The organism is Sphingomonas lacunae (assembly GCF_012979535.1).
In the GTDB taxonomy this organism is placed as follows: domain Bacteria; phylum Pseudomonadota; class Alphaproteobacteria; order Sphingomonadales; family Sphingomonadaceae; genus Sphingopyxis; species Sphingopyxis lacunae.
The window spans coordinates 759,621-778,639 of sequence record NZ_CP053015.1; the positions used below are offsets into that span (position 1 = coordinate 759,621).

16 protein-coding genes are annotated in these 19,019 nt (G+C 62.1%); 11 read left to right on the forward strand and 5 right to left on the reverse strand.

All coding sequences use genetic code 11. The features are described 5' to 3' along the window. Positions 1-152 precede the first annotated feature (152 nt). The 5 genes from rplK to GV829_RS03535 all read left to right on the forward strand — a co-directional run bounded on the left by rplK (position 153) and on the right by GV829_RS03535 (position 4,466). Positions 153-584 carry a 50S ribosomal protein L11 gene (gene rplK / locus GV829_RS03515; protein ID WP_169943844.1) on the forward strand — a complete coding sequence of 144 codons (432 nt, stop codon included), beginning with the start codon at positions 153-155 and terminating at the stop codon, positions 582-584. Positions 585-588: 4 nt separating this feature from the next. Next, positions 589-1,287, forward strand: a complete 699-nt coding sequence (rplA, locus tag GV829_RS03520; protein ID WP_169943845.1) for a 50S ribosomal protein L1 — start codon at positions 589-591, stop codon at positions 1,285-1,287. Positions 1,288-1,441: 154 nt separating this feature from the next. After that, positions 1,442-1,633, forward strand: a complete 192-nt coding sequence (locus GV829_RS03525; protein WP_169943847.1) for a hypothetical protein — start codon at positions 1,442-1,444, stop codon at positions 1,631-1,633. A gap of 122 nt (positions 1,634-1,755) precedes the next feature. Beyond that, positions 1,756-1,935, forward strand: a complete 180-nt coding sequence (locus GV829_RS03530; protein ID WP_169943849.1) for a YezD family protein — start codon at positions 1,756-1,758, stop codon at positions 1,933-1,935. An 89-nt stretch (positions 1,936-2,024) separates the two neighbouring features. After that, positions 2,025-4,466 (forward strand): TonB-dependent receptor, encoded by a 2,442-nt coding sequence (locus GV829_RS03535; RefSeq protein ID WP_169943851.1) that lies wholly within the window; start codon positions 2,025-2,027, stop codon positions 4,464-4,466. 106 nt (positions 4,467-4,572) lie between these two features. Here GV829_RS03535 and GV829_RS03540 read toward each other — a convergent pair whose 3' ends face one another. After that, positions 4,573-7,602, reverse strand: coding sequence for a TonB-dependent receptor domain-containing protein (locus tag GV829_RS03540; RefSeq protein ID WP_169943853.1), 3,030 nt, complete (start codon positions 7,600-7,602; stop codon positions 4,573-4,575). Positions 7,603-8,079: 477 nt separating this feature from the next. Between GV829_RS03540 and rplJ the strand changes: the two genes are divergently transcribed. Together rplJ and rplL are read left to right on the forward strand one after the other, a co-directional pair. Next, a complete protein-coding gene (gene rplJ / locus GV829_RS03545) occupies positions 8,080-8,595 on the forward strand; it encodes a 50S ribosomal protein L10 (protein WP_169943855.1) in 516 nt (171 codons plus the stop codon). Between the two features lie 60 nt (positions 8,596-8,655). Next, positions 8,656-9,030 (forward strand): 50S ribosomal protein L7/L12, encoded by a 375-nt coding sequence (gene rplL, locus GV829_RS03550; protein WP_169943858.1) that lies wholly within the window; start codon positions 8,656-8,658, stop codon positions 9,028-9,030. Between the two features lie 92 nt (positions 9,031-9,122). Here rplL and GV829_RS03555 read toward each other — a convergent pair whose 3' ends face one another. After that, a complete protein-coding gene (locus tag GV829_RS03555; RefSeq protein ID WP_169943860.1) occupies positions 9,123-10,103 on the reverse strand; it encodes an NAD(P)H-quinone oxidoreductase in 981 nt (326 codons plus the stop codon). Positions 10,104-10,251: 148 nt separating this feature from the next. Here GV829_RS03555 and GV829_RS03560 point away from each other — a divergent pair, with 148 nt between their 5' ends. The 3 genes from GV829_RS03560 (at position 10,252) to GV829_RS03570 (ending at position 14,244) form a co-directional block, all read left to right on the forward strand. Beyond that, complete coding sequence (locus tag GV829_RS03560; RefSeq protein ID WP_169943862.1) at positions 10,252-10,446, forward strand: DUF1192 domain-containing protein; 195 nt, start codon at positions 10,252-10,254, stop codon at positions 10,444-10,446. Positions 10,447-10,652: 206 nt separating this feature from the next. Then, the gene (clpA, locus tag GV829_RS03565; RefSeq protein WP_169943864.1) at positions 10,653-12,989 is read left to right on the forward strand and encodes an ATP-dependent Clp protease ATP-binding subunit ClpA; all 2,337 of its coding nucleotides are present in this window, start codon (positions 10,653-10,655) and stop codon (positions 12,987-12,989) included. A 304-nt stretch (positions 12,990-13,293) separates the two neighbouring features. Continuing rightward, entirely contained in the window at positions 13,294-14,244 is a 951-nt protein-coding gene (locus GV829_RS03570; RefSeq protein ID WP_169943866.1) for a hypothetical protein, read from the forward strand. A 12-nt stretch (positions 14,245-14,256) separates the two neighbouring features. Here GV829_RS03570 and GV829_RS03575 read toward each other — a convergent pair whose 3' ends face one another. The 3 genes from GV829_RS03575 to GV829_RS03585 form a co-directional block, all read right to left on the reverse strand. Next, a complete protein-coding gene (locus GV829_RS03575) occupies positions 14,257-14,658 on the reverse strand; it encodes a group II truncated hemoglobin (RefSeq protein ID WP_281356169.1) in 402 nt (133 codons plus the stop codon). 94 nt (positions 14,659-14,752) lie between these two features. Next, positions 14,753-15,571 (reverse strand): DUF1295 domain-containing protein, encoded by an 819-nt coding sequence (locus GV829_RS03580; RefSeq protein WP_169943868.1) that lies wholly within the window; start codon positions 15,569-15,571, stop codon positions 14,753-14,755. Then, positions 15,568-16,302, reverse strand: a complete 735-nt coding sequence (locus GV829_RS03585) for a lysophospholipid acyltransferase family protein (protein WP_246203007.1) — start codon at positions 16,300-16,302, stop codon at positions 15,568-15,570. Before GV829_RS03585 ends, GV829_RS03580 begins: the two co-directional genes overlap by 4 nt. A 401-nt stretch (positions 16,303-16,703) precedes the next feature. Between GV829_RS03585 and parC the strand changes: the two genes are divergently transcribed. Then, positions 16,704-18,986 (forward strand): DNA topoisomerase IV subunit A, encoded by a 2,283-nt coding sequence (gene parC / locus GV829_RS03590; RefSeq protein ID WP_169943870.1) that lies wholly within the window; start codon positions 16,704-16,706, stop codon positions 18,984-18,986. Positions 18,987-19,019: the final 33 nt, after the last annotated feature.

A 19,019-nucleotide genomic window follows, 5' to 3' on the forward strand; every position in this document is an offset into this window, starting at 1 on the left:
CTATGCGGGCGCCGCGCAAAGCGATTCGGGGCTTGCCCCGGATGGGCCCGGATGCCGCAACGGCCCCCTTGGGGCAGGCAAAAAGGTCTTTCGTGCGGGAGGGGAGCCATCCCTGTCTGACCGCTATACTTGAAACAGAGTGAGTGAAACCAATGGCCAAGAAGATTACCGGCTATATCAAGTTGCAGGTGCCCGCCGGCGCCGCCAACCCGTCCCCGCCGATCGGCCCTGCGCTGGGTCAGCGCGGCGTCAACATCATGGAATTCTGCAAGGCTTTCAACGCCGCCACTGGCGACCTTGAAAAGAACATGCCGATTCCGACGGTGATCACCGTCTATGCCGACCGCAGCTTCTCGTTCGAAACGAAGACACCGCCGGCCACCTTCCTCATCAAGAAGGCCGCCAACCTCAAGTCGGGTTCGAAGGAGCCGGGCAAGATCAAGGCTGGCACGATCAAGCGTTCGCAGCTCGCCGAAATCGCCGAAGCGAAGATGAAGGATCTCAACGCCAACTCGATCGAGCAGGCGACGAAGATCATCGAAGGCAGCGCCCGCTCGATGGGCCTCGAAGTGGTGGAGGGCTGAGACCATGGCCAAGCAGACCAAGAAGGCAAAGGCTCTCGCCAGCCAGTTCGACCGTGACAAGCTTTATGGCGTCGATGAAGCCATCGCCGCGCTGAAGGGTGCCTCCTCGAAGAAGTTCGCCGAAACCATCGAAGTCGCCATCAACCTGGGCGTTGATCCGCGTCACGCCGACCAGATGGTCCGTGGCGTCGTCACCCTGCCGGCCGGCACGGGCAAGGACGTCAAGGTTGCCGTGTTCGCCCGTGGCGACAACGCCGAAAAGGCGCTGGCCGCCGGTGCCGACAAGGTTGGCGCCGAAGACCTGATGGAAGACATGCTGGCCGGCAATCTTGATTATGGCCGCGTCATCGCGACGCCGGACATGATGGGCATCGTCGGTCGCCTCGGCAAGACGCTCGGTCCCAAGGGCCTGATGCCGAACCCGAAGCTGGGCACCGTCACCCCGAACGTCGCCGAAGCAGTCAAGGCTGCCAAGGGCGGCCAGATCGAATTCCGCGTTGAAAAGGCTGGCATCATTCACGCCGGTCTCGGCAAGGCGAGCTTTGCCGACGCCGATCTGCGCAAGAATTTCGACGCCTTTGTCGACGCCATCGTCAAGGCCAAGCCCGCTGGCGCCAAGGGCAAATATGTCCGCAAGATCAGCCTCAGCTCGACCATGGGTCCGGGCCTGAAGGTCGACATGGCGGAACTGTCGGTCATCTGATCGGACAGTCAGCGCACGCTTTGAGGGGTCGGGAGGAAACTCCCGGCCCCTTTTGTTTGTCCGTCAACCGGGCGCGTGTTGACCGGGATCAAAGCGAACACTGTCAATCTCTGTCACAAGGATGACGGCAGGTGGACTATTGGAGGACGCAGACATGCGCCTGATCCTGACGGCTGTTCTGTTCGCCGTGATCGCCACCACCATGATGGGGGCAGGCATCACCTTTGTTCTGTCGACACCAGGCTATACGTCGATGATGCTGATGCTGGCTGCGGGGGCGGGGTTCGTTCTCGCCCTGCCGGTGGCGTGGTTCGTCGCCAGTTCGGTCCTCAAGGCGGTTCGGTAAGGACCCTATCCCGCTCCACCGTGCGAAAACATCTGCTTGGCGCAAGGCGACCTTTTCTTGCCCGCCCGCCTATTGTCAACTCTATCGATAGACAATAACCCTGTCCGGCAAGGAGACCGGACATGCCCACACCAGACACAGCTTCGCCTTCTGCCCCCAGTTCAGACGCATTGAGCGGCCTTGCGCTTGTCCAGGAGGCGCTTGAGCGGATTCGCTACGGCGCCATCCAGTTGACTGTCCATGATGGCCGGCTGGTGCAGATCAACGTCACCGAACGCACCCGCTTTTCAGCCAAGGGCTGACTGGCGGGAACCATTGATCATTTCAACCATAGCATAAGGACAGGCAGACCGGTCGACCGGATGCATCCACACTCCACGGGGACACGGACATGCATTCAAAGACCTTTGGGGCGATCATCGCCCTTGCCACTGCGTTCGCCTTTGCGACACCCGCCACTGCGCAAGCTGCGCCTGAGCCTTCTGCAGCCGATACATCGCCTGACAGTGCCGCTGACAGCGGCGAGACCGGCAATGGCGAGCTTATCGTTACTGCCCGTCGCCGCGACGAAACGGTGCAGGACGTGCCGATTGCCATCAGCGTTGTCGGCGGTGAGCAGATCGACAACACCGGCGCTTTCAATGTGGGGCGCCTGCAACAGCTTGCGCCGACGCTGCAATTCTATTCCTCCAATCCGCGCAACAGTGCCGCCAACATCCGCGGGCTCGGTGCACCCTTCGGCCTCACCAATGACGGGATCGAACAGGGTGTCGGCATCTATGTCGATGATGTCTATTATTCGCGGGCGGCCTCCTCGACCTTCGACTTCCTTGATGTTGCGCAGATCGAGGTGCTGCGCGGCCCGCAGGGCACGCTCTATGGCAAGAACACCACCGCCGGGGCGATCAACATCACCACCCGCCAGCCGACCTTCACCTTTGAAGGCCGCGCCGAGCTGACCATCGGCAACCTAGGCTTCACCCAGGCCAAGGCGGCGATTTCCGGGCCCCTGTCCGACACGCTGGCGGCTCGACTGGCCATCTCCTCGACCAGCCGCCACGGCACATTGTTCAACGTGACCAGCGGCAACCGGATCAACGAACAGGACAATCTCGGCCTGCGCGCCCAATTGCTGTGGCAGCCGGCTGACGGGCTCGAAGTGACGCTGGCCGGCGATTTCAACCGGCAGGACCCCGAATGCTGTGGCACGGTCTATGTCCGCACCGGCCTCACCCAGCGGGCGCTCAACCGCCAATATGCCGCGCTGTCTGCCGCGCTCAATTATCAGGTCGTCAGCACCAATCCGTTTGACCGGCTGACCGACATCGATGCCGATCTCAACGCCGGCAACAGCATCGGCGGCGCGTCGCTGAGAATCAAATGGGATGTCGGCCCGGGCACCCTCACCTCGGTCACTGCCTGGCGTTTCTGGGACTGGAAGCCCGAGAATGATCGCGACTTCACCGGCCTGCCGATCGTCACCCGCTCACAAAACCCGTCGCAGCAGGACCAGTACACCCAGGAAATCCGTTATGCGCAGAGCGGCCGCGCGCTGAGCTTTGTTGTTGGCGCCTTCGCCTATCATCAGCGCATCGACACGCAGGGTCTCGAACAGCATGGCCCGGCCTCGAGCCGCTGGAACATCAATCCGTCCAATCCGCTGGCCTTTGATCCGACCGTGCTCGACGGGTTGACCGCCTTCAACACACAGGCGCTGAGCAACACCAGCCTCGCCCTGTTCGGTCAGGCGAGCTGGCATGTCACCGACGCGCTGACCATCCAGCCCGGCCTCAGGGTCAACCATGACAGGAAGAGCGGCGTCTATGACCGGCAGGTGTTCGACGGGCAGGGTCAACCGGTCCTGCTCGGCGCGACCGGCGCCCGCCGTGCGGCACAACTGGCCATCTTCTCACCGCAATCCTACCGCCCTTCGGGCAGCGACTGGAACCTCAGCTATGACCTGACGCTCAGCTATGAGCTGGGCAGCGACCTGTTCGCCTATGCCACCTATGCCAAGACCTTCAAATCATTCGGCATCAACCAGAATGGCGTGCCCAATGACGCGAGCGGCGTGCCAGCCCTCGCCGCGCAGACCATCCTGCCGGAATCGCTCAACCATTATGAGGCGGGGATCAAGACGCAGTTCTGGGATCGTCGCGGCACGTTCAACCTGTCGATCTTCCGCACCGACATCAGCAACTATCAGGCCCAGGTGATCAACGGCCAGTTCGGCACGGTGCGCGGCTATCTCGCCAATGCCGATGCCGTGCGGACGCAGGGGTTTGAGGCGGACTTTGCCCTGCGCCCCAGCGACCGGGTCAATCTCTACCTGCGCGGTGCCTATACCGATGCCACCTATCGGCGCTTCATCGACGCCCCCTGCCCGCCCGAACTGTCGGGCGGAGGCAGCGGCGCGGTGATTGGCGCGCCGGGCACCCCCGGTACCAACAGCCCCGCCTTTTGCGACATCAGCGGACAGCGTCTTCCCGGTGTTTCCAAATATTCGCTGTCCTATGGCGTGGAAATCAACCAACCCGCTGAACTGTTTGGCAAAAGTGGGGAGTTTTACGCAGGCCTCGACGGCAGTTACCGCTCTGACTGGTCATCCAATCCCAGCCCCTCCGCCTACAGCTGGATCAACGGCTACGCCCTCACCAACATGCGCCTCGGCTTCCGGACCGACGAGGGGCTGGACCTGTTCGGCTGGGTGCGCAACGCCTTTGACGTCAACCATTATGAGGCGCTCAACGTCCCCGGCGGCAACACCGGGTTGATTACCGGGCAAGTCGGCGATCCGCGCACCTGGGGCCTGACTGCGAAGGCGCAATTCTGAGCACACCCCTGTCCTGCTGGCCCCTCTCCCCTCTGCCGCCAGCCGGACAAAAGGAAAGGGCCGGAGCGTTGCTCCGGCCCTTTCGCAATGGCGTTGACGGTTCAGATCAGAAGTTGACCGTGGCCGACAGGGTGAAGGAGCGGCCGCGCGGATCAGCGACGCGCGGTTCCCACGAGCTGCCGGCGCCGGTGTTGCTGTCATAAGTGACAGCAAACGGCGGATCGGTGTCGAACAGGTTGCGCACACCAAAGGTCAGCGACAGCATGTCGTTGACCCGTGCACCGACCGACAGATTGTAGATGATATAGTCATCCACCCGCAGTTCGGCATCCGGACGGGTAACCGTACCATTGGCGATGCCGGGCAGTTGCTGGTTGCGATAGCCGTTGCGGAAAATCTGCGACAGCGAAACGCTCCACACATCATTGGTCCAGCTGAGGAAGGCATTATGCTTCCATTCGAGGCCGAGATCGCCCGCGAAAGAGAAAATGCCAATCTGGCTGGGGCCAAAGGGCGCGGCCGGCAGGAATTTCTCCCGCTTTTTGAGCAGATAGGTGCCGTCGAGACCGGCGGTCAGCGTGCCACCGAACACATCCATGTTGCCGCGCAGCGTCAGCTCCAGACCTTCGGTCCGGCGGGAGCCGACATTGGCAGCGCGCAGGTCGAGCAGGGTGATGATGCCGTTGGTGCGGATCAACCGTTCAGGGAAGAAGGCCGCATTGTCGAGCAACTGGCGGGTCGTCAGCGAACCGATCACATCATCGACCGCGATCGACCAATAATCGAGCGAGGCGCTGAAATGGCGCGAGGGTTCGAATACGATGCCGAGGCTGTACTGTTCCGACGTTTCCGGCCCGAGGTTGAGATTGCCGCCCGACAGCGAATCCGGTGTGATGGCCGCGCAGCCCGGCACGGCCGGATTGACCGTACCCGAAGCGCAAGTGGTCGGATCCACCAGATTGTTGCCGGGGTTGGGCGACTGGGTAGTGCCATTGAAAATCTGGTTGAAGGCAGGGACGCGGAAGCCAGTGTTGTAGGAACCGCGCAGCATCAGCCAGTCGGTCGGCCGGAACATGGCCGAAATCTTTGGATTCACCGTCGTGCCAAAGCCCGAGTAATCATCCATGCGAACCGCACCCGTAACCTGGAGCGTGTCGAGGATCGGGAAGAGGACTTCGGCATAGGCCGCTTTCACATCGCGGTTGCGCGGGGTCAGCGCATTGGCATTGTCAAAGGCGACGTTGAAAATGTCCGGCGTGCCCAGGACCGCAGCGGGCGAACCGTTGAAGGCATAGGTTTCCCGACGATAGTCAAAGCCGAGCGCGACCTGCACCTCCCCACCAGGCAGGTTGAACAGCGAGCCGGACACCGAGGCGTCAAACTGTGTCACCTCATATTTGCCGCCATACAGCACGGTGCCTTCAGCCGACACGGCCTGAAGTCCAGCAACAGCCGCTGCCGACTGGGTGACCGAGAAGGGATTGAGAATGCCGCTGTTGAGCAGGCCGACGATGCCGGGCGCAGTGGCGCCGGGCGCGGTCGGCGCGCGCGTATCAAGCCCACCGGCAACGGCACCCGCCACGCCAGAGGCATTGGCCGACGCCGTCGAGGGGAAGACACCGCGATAGTGATAGCCCGAGCCAAGCACCGAATTGGATTCGGAGCGGGCATAGGATGCACCGGCGCGATAATCCCATCCGGCGGCAATCGGCCCTTCAAGGCCGACGGCGGCGCGCAAGGTTTGCGTGTCGGTGACATATTCGCGCGGACCGCATTCGATACAGCGCCAACGGTAGGCGATCGGCTTGCCATAATTGGCAGCCACCGCCGGGAAGACGGCCACAAGCTGGTTGTAGATCCGGTTATAGGTTTCAGCCGTCGCCGCGTTGAGCGGATAATAGAGCGGCAGCGAGGTGGCGTTGATCGAATATTGGTTGTTCGAGAAACGCTTGGCCGCCGTCGCATCGGAACCGGTTACTTCGGCGAACAGTTGATGCTGGCCAAGGTTGACCGTGGCACGACCATAATAGGTCAGCGTTTCGAGCGGCTGTTGAAGCATCGCGGCGCGGCCGGTGTCCCATGAGCAGGCGAAACGTGCAGAGGCGACCGCCCACAATTGTTCGTCATAGGCCATGCCGCCATCGACTGAATCGCAACCGGCGCCGCCGGGCAGATCAAGCGCGTTGATCCCGCCGGTAGCAAGGGTGGTCGTGCCCGGGAAGACCAGTCCGGGCAGCGCCGTTGCGCCGCTGGTGCCGCCAAGCAGCGAACCGGTCGGCGCGAAGATGCTGTTGGGGTTAGCCGGGAACATGGTGGCGACAGGCGTGCCGCGTGTGTCCACCGACAGACCGCGGTTGGGCTGGTTGCCATTGACAAAAGCGCGGTCGGAACCGGCCAGTGCCCGGTTCTGGCTCCAGCTGACCGCCGCCATCACATTGAAACCATCTTCGTCGAGGTCACCATAGCCGACGGTACCCGACAGGCGGTAGATGTTGCCATCCCCCTGTTCGGTGATGTCGGTGAAGCCGTTGAGGGTGATGCCGGTGAAGTTGGTGCGGGTGATGAAGTTGATCACACCGCCGACCGCATCGGTACCGTAAATGGCCGAAGCGCCATCCTTGAGCACTTCAACCCGTTCGATTGCGGCAAAGGGGATCTGGTTGACGTCAATCGCCGCGCCGGTCAGGCCATGGGCGGCAACGCGGCGGCCGTTGAGCAGGACGAGGGTTGATGCCGCGCCCTGTCCGCGCAGGTTGGCGGCCGAGAGACCGTTTGTGCCGCGCTGCGCGCCCGTGGTGACATCCGAGTTGGAGGCCAGATTGTCGGCACCATTACCGTTGGATGTAAGGAAGGAGATGAGTTGCTCGGGGCTCGAAATGCCTTCGCGCGTCAGTTCCTCGGTGCTGATGATCTGCAGCGGGAGCGGGCTGTTGTTCGGATCCTGGCGGATACGCGATCCGGTCACGATAATGTCGCGATCATCCCCGGCAGTGGCGCCATCATCAGCCAGGCGATTGACCGGCGCATTCGGATCATCGACGCTCTGGGCAGCGGCCGGCACGGCCAGACCCAGCGTCACTGCCGCCAGCGTTGAGCCAGTGACCATGAGCTGTGATAGGGTTTTGGAGAAAGTCATGAGCGAAGCCCCCTTGCTGTTGATCGCCATCCCCGGACGATGACCCAGTTAACGCCATTTGACGCACCAATTCCAGTAGGGTTTTCACCCTGTTGCGACAATGCAACAGAATCGCGCCATCCATCCGGGCATGCCGGAGGCCAATTTGGCTGAATTGCTTGACTCTGCGCCATCTCCCGCCTAATCGCGCAGCCGACCGACGGGCTTTGGCCTGTCGTCACCGTCCGAGACAGTTGGTGGACCCTTCGGGATCCTTAAATCGCCAGCCTAGACGGGGACATGTCTTTACCGCCGGGCAGCCATTGCGCCGTCCCGGTTCAGTTCGGTTTTTGCCGGCCTGATTTGACCTTCCCCACGGACTGAAAGAAGCGGCGGCCAACTATGGCAGGGCGTTTGCGTTTGCGCATCCACCCGGTCCGGTCGCCTTGTTTGAGCCGCCTGTGCGCCCTGGTGCACAGGCATGAGTGGAGAAATGGCATGGACCGCAATGAAAAGGCCCAAGTGGTCGCTCAGCTGCGCGAAACCCTGTCCGGAGCCGGCGCAGTTGTGGTTACCCGCAATCTGGGCCTGACCGTCGCCCAGTCGACGGCGCTCCGGAACAAGATGCGTGACGCTGGTGCGAGCTTCAAGGTCACCAAGAACCGGCTTGCCAAGATCGCGCTCGAGGGCACGCCCTATACCGGTCTCAACGACATGTTGACCGGTCCCACCGGCCTTGGCACCAGCGATGACCCTGTCGCCGCCGCCAAGATCATCGTGGAATTCGCCAAGACGAACGACAAGCTCGAAATCGTCGGCGGCGCAATGGGCGACACTGTTCTCGATGTGGCTGGCGTCAAGGCGCTCGCCGAGCTGCCGTCGCTTGACGAGCTGCGCGCGAAGATCGTGGGCCTTGTGCAGGCTCCGGCCACCAAGCTGGCGCAGATTGCGGCAGCCCCGGCTGGTCAGCTTGCCCGCGTGTTTGGCGCTTATGCCGCCAAGGACGCTGCCTGAGCTTTTGTTACCGACTGAACCGAACTGAAGGGGCAACGCCCCGCATATTGGAGAAAACCCATGGCTGATCTCGCCAAGATTGTTGAAGACCTGTCGGCTCTGACCGTTCTGGAAGCTGCTGAACTGTCGAAGATGCTCGAAGAAAAGTGGGGCGTCAGCGCCGCTGCTGCCGTTGCCGTCGCTGCCGGCCCGGCTGCCGCTGCTGGCCCGGCTGCTGAAGAGCAGACCGAATTCGACGTGATCCTGACCGGCGACGGTGGCAACAAGATCAACGTCATCAAGGAAGTCCGCGCCATCACCGGTCTGGGCCTCGGCGAAGCCAAGGCGCTGGTCGAAGGCGCTCCGAAGCCCATCAAGGAAGGTGCTTCGAAGGCTGAAGCTGAAGAGCTGAAGAAGAAGCTCGAAGCCGCTGGCGCGACTGTCGAACTGAAGTAATCGCGGCGCCGCACGGCGCTGGATTACACAATGAAGGGCGGTTCCCTCCATGGGAGCCGCCCTTTGTTGTGACCGGACGCCAGCCTCGCTGGTCAGTCTATCGTCAGCACGATCTTCCCGACATGGGTGCCATTTTCCATGCGGCGGTGCGCCTCGCTTGCCTGATCAAGCGGGAAGCTCTTGTCCATCACCGGCCGGAGCCGCCCTTCGGCAACATGGGGCCAAACGGTGCGATGGAGTTCGTCTGCAACCAGCCCCTTGAAGGCATTTGAACGGGGCCGCAGCGTCGAACCGGTGAGCGTCAGCCGCTTGCGCATAACCTCCATGACGTTGACGGTGGCGGTTGCACCGCGCTGGAAGGCGATCGACACATGGCGCCCTTCTTCGGTCAGGCACGCCAGATTGCGCGGCACATAATCACCCCCGACCATATCGAGCACGGCTTGGACGCCCTTGCCATCGGTAATCTTGAGCACTTCGGCGACATAATCCTGACGGCTGTAATCGATGGCATGGGTAGCACCGAGGTCCAGCGCGGCATTGCATTTGTCGGCATTGCCGCAGGTGACGATGATCGAGACGCCGAACAGGCGGCACAGGGCAATGGCCATGGTGCCAATGCCGCTGGTGCCGCCGTGGACGAGCACCGTATCGCCCTCGGTCGCATAGGCGCGTTCAAACAAATTGGTCCAGACGGTAAACAGGGTTTCCGGCATCGCTGCCGCTTCACGCAGGCTCAGCAGGGGCGGAACCGGCAGACAGGTAAGGACTGGCGCCACGGCATATTCGGCATAGCCTCCGCCAGGAATCAGGGCACAGACCTTTTGCCCCAGCAGTTCACGGGCGGAGTCTCCGCCAACGGCGACAATTTCCCCGGCGACCTCCAGCCCGGGATAAGGCGAAGCACCTTCGGGCGGCGCATAAAAGCCAAGCCGCTGCAGGACGTCGGGCCGATTCACCCCGGCGGCGGCCACGCGGATCAGCACCTCCCCTTCGCCCGGCGCCGGCAAGGGGACGTCGACAGGCCGAAGAGCCTCTGGTCCGCCCGGCTTGGAGCAGTCAATCGCACGCATCGTTACGGGAAGAGCATTGGTAAGGATCAAGGTCTGGTCCCCCTGTTGGTGATATGCCGATTGCCCGGCACAGGATAAGGCCTGCTTCTTTTGGCAGGCTGTGTGTCGCTTATTGACAGGCAGCACCCCTCGCGGTCAACATCGCACCATGGATGATGACCTTTCCGCCTTTCGCCCTGATGCGCCACTGACGCTGGTGGCGCGGGAAGATATTGACCGTTTGTCGGTTGACGAACTGGATGCCCGCGTGGCCGCGCTGGAAGCGGAGATCGCCCGGACCAAGGCAAGGCGTGAATTTGCCGTTAACCATAAATCAAGTGCCGAAGCCCTATTCAAACGCTGATCCCGGCCTGATGGCGGTGGGACGGAGAAGGGAAGACTGGCGACGCCAGCAAAAAAGCCCTGACCTGCCCCCTTGCCAATCATCAGACAAGGCCCGACATTGAGAGCGGGACAGGGAAACACATGTGTTTTGCACCGTGATGCCGGATGGTCCGGCGGGCGGGGGGCGACAATCCGGATTGGCCCGCCGGCGATGGAGTGACCGGCATGCCGTCTTTTGCGGAAAGTCTTGAGAAGACCCTGCACAACGCCCTGCGCTTTGCCGGGGAACGCAGCCATGAATATGCAGCGCTGGAGCATTTGCTGCTCGCCCTGATCGACGACCAGCACGCATCCGAAGTGATGACCGCGTGCGGCGTCAACCTGTCCGATCTGCGCGGCACGGTGACCCATTATCTCGATACGGAACTGGATTCGCTGAAAACCAGCGAACCTGGCGACCCGACGCCAACCAGCGGGTTCCAACGGGTAATCCAGCGCGCGATCCTGCACGTCCAGTCGTCTGGCAAGGATGAGGTGACTGGCGCCAATGTGCTGGTCGCCCTGTTTTCCGAGCGCGAAAGCTATGCCGTCTATTTCCTGCAACAACAGGATATGAGCAGGCTCGATGCCGTATCCTTCCTGAGCCACGGAGTCGGCAAGGGTGGTCGTCCGGCGGCGAGCGGCCCGTCGGAGCCACGCGGGGAAGACGCCAAAACTGATGCAAAGGCCGACAAGAACAAGAAGGAATCGGCGCTAGCCCAATACACGGTCGATCTGAATGAAAAGGCCAAGGAAGGCCGGGTTGATCCGTTGATCGGCCGCAGTGCCGAGGTGGACAGGACGATCCAGATCCTGTGCCGCCGGTCCAAGAACAACCCGCTCTATGTCGGTGACCCCGGCGTCGGAAAGACGGCGATTGCCGAGGGTCTGGCGCGCAAGATCGTCGAGGGCGATGTGCCCGAGGTGTTGCTGCCCGCGGTCATCTATTCGCTCGACATGGGCGCGCTGCTCGCCGGCACCCGTTATCGCGGCGACTTTGAGGAACGGCTGAAGCAGGTGGTATCCGAACTGGAAGCCCTGCCCCACGCCATCCTGTTCATTGACGAAATCCACACGGTGATCGGCGCCGGGGCGACCAGCGGTGGCGCGATGGATGCGTCCAACCTGCTCAAGCCCGCGCTGTCGGGCGGGCAGATCCGTTGCATCGGATCGACCACCTACAAGGAATTCCGCAACCACTTCGAGAAGGACCGCGCCCTGCTGCGCCGGTTCCAGAAGATCGACGTGACCGAGCCCAGTGTCGAGGACACGATCAAGATCCTGACCGGCCTGCGCAGCGCTTTTGAAAGCCACCACAGCGTCAAATATTCGCCCGACGCCATCAAGGCCGCGGTCGAGCTGTCAGCCCGCTACATCAACGACCGCAAACTGCCCGACAAGGCGATCGACGTGATCGACGAGGTCGGCGCCATGCAGATGCTTGTGCCGCCAAACAAGCGGCGCAAGCTGATAACCCCCAAGGAAATCGAGGCGGTGATTGCCACCATGGCGCGCATCCCGCCGAAGACTGTGTCGAGCGACGACAAGCGCGTGCTCGAAACACTCGAGACCGACCTGAAGCGGGTCGTTTTTGGCCAGGACAAGGCGATCCAGGTGCTGTCCAGTGCGATCAAGCTGTCCCGTGCCGGGCTGCGCGATCCCGAAAAGCCGATCGGCAATTATCTGTTCAGCGGCCCGACGGGCGTCGGCAAGACCGAGGTCGCCAAGCAATTGGCGCATCTGCTCGGCATTCCGATGCAGCGGTTCGACATGTCCGAATATATGGAGCGCCACTCGGTCAGCCGCCTTATCGGCGCCCCCCCGGGCTATGTCGGTTATGATCAGGGCGGGCTGTTGACCGATGCCATTGATCAGAACCCGCACTGCGTCCTGTTGCTCGATGAAGTGGAAAAGGCGCACCCGGACCTGTTCAACATCCTGCTGCAGGTGATGGATAATGGCCGTCTGACCGACCACCACGGCAAGACTGTCGATTTCCGCAATGTCGTGTTGATAATGACCACCAATGCTGGCGCGTCGGACATGGCCCGCGAAAGCATCGGCTTTGGCACCATCACCCGCGAGGACGTGCAGGAAGATGCGGTGAAGAAGCTCTTCACCCCAGAATTCCGCAACCGGCTCGATGCCATCGTGCCGTTCGGCTACCTGCCCCCCGAAGTGGTCGCCCGCGTGGTCGACAAGTTCATCCTGCAGCTCGAATTGCAGCTGGCGGACCGCAACGTCCATATCCAACTGGACGAAGCTGCGCGCAACTGGCTGACCGAAAAGGGGTATGACAAGCTGTATGGTGCCCGGCCTATGGGTCGCCTGATCCAGGAAAAGGTCAAGCAGCCGCTCGCCGAGGAACTTTTGTTCGGCAAGCTGGTCCATGGCGGCGAGGTCAAGGTCAAGCTGAAGGACGGTGAGGACGGCAAGGAATTGTCATTCGAAATCACCCCGGCCCCGCCAAAGGCCGGCAAGCCCAAGGGCAGCAAGAAGAAGACAGAGAGCGAGACACGTTGATACGGACCGCGCCGGGAAGTGGCGCGGGATGGAAAGCTTTTCTGGTGTGGGCCGCGCTTGGTCTCATGTTGGCCAACGCTGCATTCGCAATGGAGCGCTCCACCAAGGCGCTCTGTTTCCAGTAGGCGGGTCACGTTCCGCTCTGCCCCTGGTGCTGGCCGGTTTGCAACGGCAGCACCATCGCATTGTCAGTGTGAGCGAAGCGCTGGCGCTGCCGCGATAGCCGCGCAATCCTGACACTGGTGATTGATTGCCGGCTTGCGGTGCGGTAGCCGTGCAGCAAGTCCATGGGGAGGCTTCGATCATGAAATTCCGTGTTCTAACGACCGTAGCGCTCGCCGTTGCATCCTTCACCCTTGTTCCCGCTACCCAGGCACAGCTGGGGGATTTGGGCCGCGCACTGGGACAGGCGGCGGGTGGGCTGGGCAGCCTGACACGCGGAACGCCTCCGGTTTCCACCAGCATCCGTGATGCACGCTGGGCGGATCCTTCGCGTGACGGGTTCACACCGCCGGGTCGCGCCATGCCGCTGGAGCGTCTGCCGCGCACGCCCGAGGGCGGCTTTACGCTGGCTGCCGGCTATTATGTCTTTGATGGGCAGAGCTATTGCCTGCATGCGGGAACCCACGGACCGGGCGGCGGCGATGGCTATCTTTACGCTCCGGTGTTGGGTAGCCGGCAGGAGGTTGTCACCACCATATTGCGCAACAGCGTCGCCAATCCGGACATTCCACAACATCAGGTGCAGCAGCTGCTCTGGGCCATCGTCGCCCGTGCCCGCCTCGATCAGTTGCGGCCGGACATCCGCGCTGCAGCCGGCCGGTTGATGTCGCCCCAGCAATTCACGGCGATGAACCGCAATGCACTGGCCACGCTGACCGCCAACCAGCTTCAAGGTCTGGTCCGCCTGCCCGGACCGGTGCAGAGTGTATTGCGTGCAGAGAGCGATCTGCGCGGAATGCTGACCACTGGCGCGGGAAGCTATGCCGATATGGAGCGTGTTGCCGTTCTGAGTGGCGCGGTCGAGCGCGGCGAGGGCAGCATCGACACGCCATCGGGTCGCTGGAGCGCGCATCCGGACGGTTACTGGATTCGCTACATCCCGTCGGGGTACTCACGGACACGCACGGAAATCTGGGTGGAGCCAGGCAGCGCAGCCGTCGGCCGGGTATATGACCCGGCACAGCACATCGCTGTCCCCGGCAATACCAACCGGCAGCGGTTGGCACAGAGCGGACGCATCTACAGCCAGTGATGCCGCAGCGGTTCAGGCTCTGACCATGGCTGCCGCGACACGGGCAAAACCCTCGTCGAGCGTCTGCCGAAGATCATCGTCCATGGCGACCCGGTCCATTGCTTGCCGCATCGCCGAAAGCCATTGATCGCGCAGTTCACCGTCAATCTGGAAGGGCGAGTGCGCGCTCATCACGCATTTGCCGCTGCCGAACCAGTCACGCGGGCCACCCATCCAGCCGTTGAGAAAGCCGGCCAGCGAGTCCCGCATTGGCGACAAATCGGCGGCATGGATCGCCCGCAGACGGGCATAGGCTGGATCGCCATCCATCAGGTCATAGAAATGATCGACCATGCGGCGGATGACCTCTGCCCCGCCGATGCGGTGATAGGGCAAGGGGGGCCTGGACTCGGTTTCGGCTTGGGTGCCCGTCACGCAATTTCTCCGGAGTCAATGCTGGATGCTCCCGCCTAGACAGGTGCACGTCCAGCAACATTGACTCCGGTCAAAGGCCCTTGGTTCCCGATCCTCAATCCTGTTTGGGCGGCAGCGGGAAAAAACCCGAAGTGCGGCGGATATAGGCTTCATAGCCCGGCCGGGTCTTTTTGAGACCGCGTTCCAGCAGCGCCGCGCCTGACCATTTCATCAGCGTCCAGGTAAGGAAGATCGGCGAGAGGATGGTCCATGCGGCAATGCCGCTATCTGCCGCCACCAGATAAATCCCCCACCAGCACAAGGCGTCGCCGAAATAGTTGGGGTGCCGGGTATAACGCCACAAGCCACGGTCCATCACCTGTCCGGCGTTGGCCGGGTCCTTGCGGAAAGCCTCCAATTGCGCGTCGCCGACTGTTTCGAACAGTATCCCGGCCAGCGCCAAAACAACGCCGAGCCAGCCAAGCCAGGCCAGCGGTTCCATCGGTCGTTCGAGAATGCCCGCCTGTGCCGGCATGCTGACGAACCAGAGCAGTGGTCCCTGCATCAGGAAGACCATGATCAGAGCGGCGGTGGCGAAAGACCAGCCATTGCGCTCCATCGCGCCCCCGAGAATGCGGTCATAGCGGGGATCCCGGCCCAGACGCCGCCAACGCAGGATAAGGTGCGTGCCAAGGCGCAGGCCCCACAATGTTGTCAGCGCAACCAGCGCGACGCCATGAGGGCCAAGTCCGGCGGGCCCGCCCGCACGCAGGACGCTGAACCAGGCGAGGCCAACCATGCCATAGGCCCAGACAGCATCAATGAAGCTGACATCACGGATGCGTACCGCAACCAGCCAGAGCAGCATCATGGCGACCATCGCCACTACCAGATTGATGACAAGCCCGCCCCCGAGCGCGATCAGGTCAATCATTCGTCCTCTCCTGTAATCTGGCCGATCCCGGTGACCGCCAATTCAGGATGGCGGGGAACGCAGCTTTTGTAGATGGCCAACACCTTTTCCATATCCGCGCGAAAATCGCCGGTGGGCCAGATGACCGGGCCCAGCCCGCCCATCTTGCGACCATAATCCATCATGCCAACGACCAGTGGCACCTTGGCCGCAAGGGCAATCTGGTAAAAACCGGTTTTCCAGCGGCGTGTCCGGCCACGCGTGCCCTCTGGCGCGATGGTCAGGATGAATTCCTTGCGGCGGGCAAACTCGTCAACCATGGCCTGGACATAATTGTGGCTGGACGAGCGATCGACCGCGATGCCGCCCATGGCTCGCATGAAGCCGCCCAGCGGCCAGCGGAACAGCGAGGTCTTGGCCATGAAGCGCGTGTCGAGCCCAAGCTCCTGCGTCAGGCCGAGATAGTAGAGAAAGTCCCAATTCGACGTGTGCGGCGCGGCGATGATGACAAAGCGCCGGGGTTCCGGCACCTCCCCCTCGGCCCGCCAGCCGCGCCGGCGATAGAGCCATAGCAACAGGTCCTTGACCAACCGGGAAACCGGTCCTGGCTGAACGTCACTTACCAACGCTGGTGCATCGTCGGCCTCTACGGCCATGCGCCACTCCCCCGAAAACTGACGCTCCTGCGATAAGGGCGTCTTGCCGGTATCGTAAGCAATTTCACGCGCCGCGCCAGTCCCTTGAATAGCCACGCCAGCGCATATGCGGGCAGCTCACAGAAAGAAGGGGAGGCCATGGCTGGCCGCCCCTTTGCAATGGTCTTTATAGCCTGTCAGCCTCAGAAGCTGAGCGAGGCGCGTCCGTGAACGAACCAGCCGTTGAAGCCGAACGGCGAGAAACTGCTATGGGGCAGGAAATGGCCGTTCAGGCCATTCATGGACATTCTCCCCGCTGGATTCCTGCAACGGCAGCGTCTGCTGCCGACCGCAAACCAACGTCAATGCTGTTGTTGCGGTGCAAAAAGGTCCAGTGCAGCCGCAGAAATCCGCCAGTCTGTCGGATTTCCGCAACATCATCGATGCCAAACGCCTGAAACGCGGGCGCTTCAATCGCCCCTTTGCACGGTGGAATCCACCCTGCTATCGGTATGGTGATGGCCAAGACCCCGACCGACAGCAGCAGTGCACCCGCCGCCCCGATTATCGACACACCATTTGATGGTGCCTTGTCGGACCGATATCTGGTCTATGCCCTGTCGACGATTACGGCGCGATCCCTGCCGGACCTGCGGGATGGATTGAAGCCGGTCCACCGCCGCCTGTTGTGGGCGATGCGCGGGCTGAAACTGGATCCAGGACAGGCCCACAAGAAATCCGCCCGCGTTGTCGGCGATGTCATCGGCAAATATCATCCTCATGGCGATACCGCCGTCTATGACGCCATGGTCCGCCTCGCCCAGGATTTCTCGCTGCGTTACCCGCTGGTCGATGGTCAGGGGAATTTCGGGAATATCGACGGCGATAATGCAGCCGCCTATCGTTATACCGAAGCAAAGCTGACCCGCGTGGCCATTGACCTGATGGCCGGCCTTGATGAAGGAACGGTCGATTTCCGGCCTACCTATAATGGCGAAGACCATGAGCCCGAGATCATGCCGGGCCTTTTCCCCAATCTGCTGGCCAATGGTGCGAGCGGCATTGCCGTGGGCATGGCGACCAACATTCCGTCGCACAATGCCGCCGAGGTAATCGATGCCGCGATGCTGCTGATTGACAAGCCGGACGCCGAGCTGACGGAACTGATGCAGATGTTTCACGGGCCGGACCTGCCCACAGGCGGCCTGATCGTTGACAGTCCTGACAGCATCATGGCGGCTTATGCCACCGGCCGCGGTTCCTTCCGGGTACGCGCCCGTTTCTCGGAGACACCGGAAAAGGGTGAGGGACCGGGCAGCTGGCAACTGGTGGTCACCGAAATCCCCTATGGCATTACCAAGGGCAAGCTGATCGAACAGATTGCCCAGCTGATCGCCGACAAGAAACTGCCGATCCTGGAGGATGTGCGGGACGAGTCTGCGGAGGATGTCCGCATTGTGCTGGTTCCACGCAGCCGCAATGTCGATCCGGATGTGCTCAAGGAAAGCCTTTACCGGCTGACGGATCTGGAAAGCCGCCTGTCGCTCAACCTCAACGTGCTTGATGCCGAACGCACACCGCGGGTGATGGGCCTCAAGGAATTGCTGGAAAACTGGCTGCGTCACCAATTCACCATTCTCGTCCGCCGCAGCCAGCATCGGCTTGACCGGATTGATGAACGGCTGGAACTCGTTGGCGGCTACATCATCGCTTATCTGAACCTCGACCGCATCATCGAGATCATCCGCACTGAAGATGAGCCCAAACCGGTGATGATGGCCGAGTTCGAGCTCACCGACCGACAGGCCGAGGCCATCCTCAACATGCGGTTGCGCAGTTTGCGCAAACTCGAGGAAATGGAACTCATCCGCGAGCGCGACGCGCTTGAAAAGGAACGCGAGGGGCTGGTCCAGCTGCTCGAAAGCCCGGCCCGACAACGCAGCCGGATGAAGCGCGACCTGACGGCACTGCGGGCCGTCTACGGCCCGGAGACCGCGCTTGGTCGACGCCGCACAACCATCGCCGAAGCCGCCCCGGCGCGCGACATTCCTCTCGAAGCCATGGTCGAAAAGGAACCGGTGACCGTCATCCTTTCCAAGCGCGGCTGGATACGCGCCATGAAGGGCCATATCGACGAGGCAGCCAAGGCCAAGTTGACCTTCAAGGAGGGCGACGAGCTGGCCTTTGCCCTCCATGCCCAGACGACCGACCGCATTGTCCTGGCCGGCACCAATGGCCGGTTCTACACGCTGGCGGCGGACCGGCTGCCGGGCGGACGCGGATTTGGCGAACCCGTGCGGCTGATGGCGGACATAGAGGGTGAGGGCACAATCATTGCGATGCTGGCCGGCAATATGGTCGGCAAGCTGCTGGTTGCCTCCTCATCGGGCCATGGCTTCATTGTGCCGGGCAACGAGTTGATCGCCGAAACCCGCAAGGGCAAACAGGTGGTCAATATCAGGGCTGGCAACCAGCTGGTCGTTGCCAAAGTGGTCCGCGACGGTGATGACCATGTCGCCGCCGTCGGCGACAACCGCAAGATGGTTGTCTTTCCGCTGGCCGACCTGCCCGAAATGAGCCGGGGACAGGGCGTGATGCTGCAACGTTTCCGCGACGGTGGCCTGGCTGATGCGACCACCCTGGCACTGGCCGACGGGCTGAGCTGGACGATGGGTGGCGATAGCGGTCGTACGCGGACGGAAACGGACCTGACATTGTGGAGGACAGCACGAGGCGCAGGCGGGCGCATGGCGCCGACCGGTTTCCCCCGCGACAATCGTTTTGGCACACGAACTGGCTGAAACAGGGACATTGACGGGTCCGTATCCGTTGTG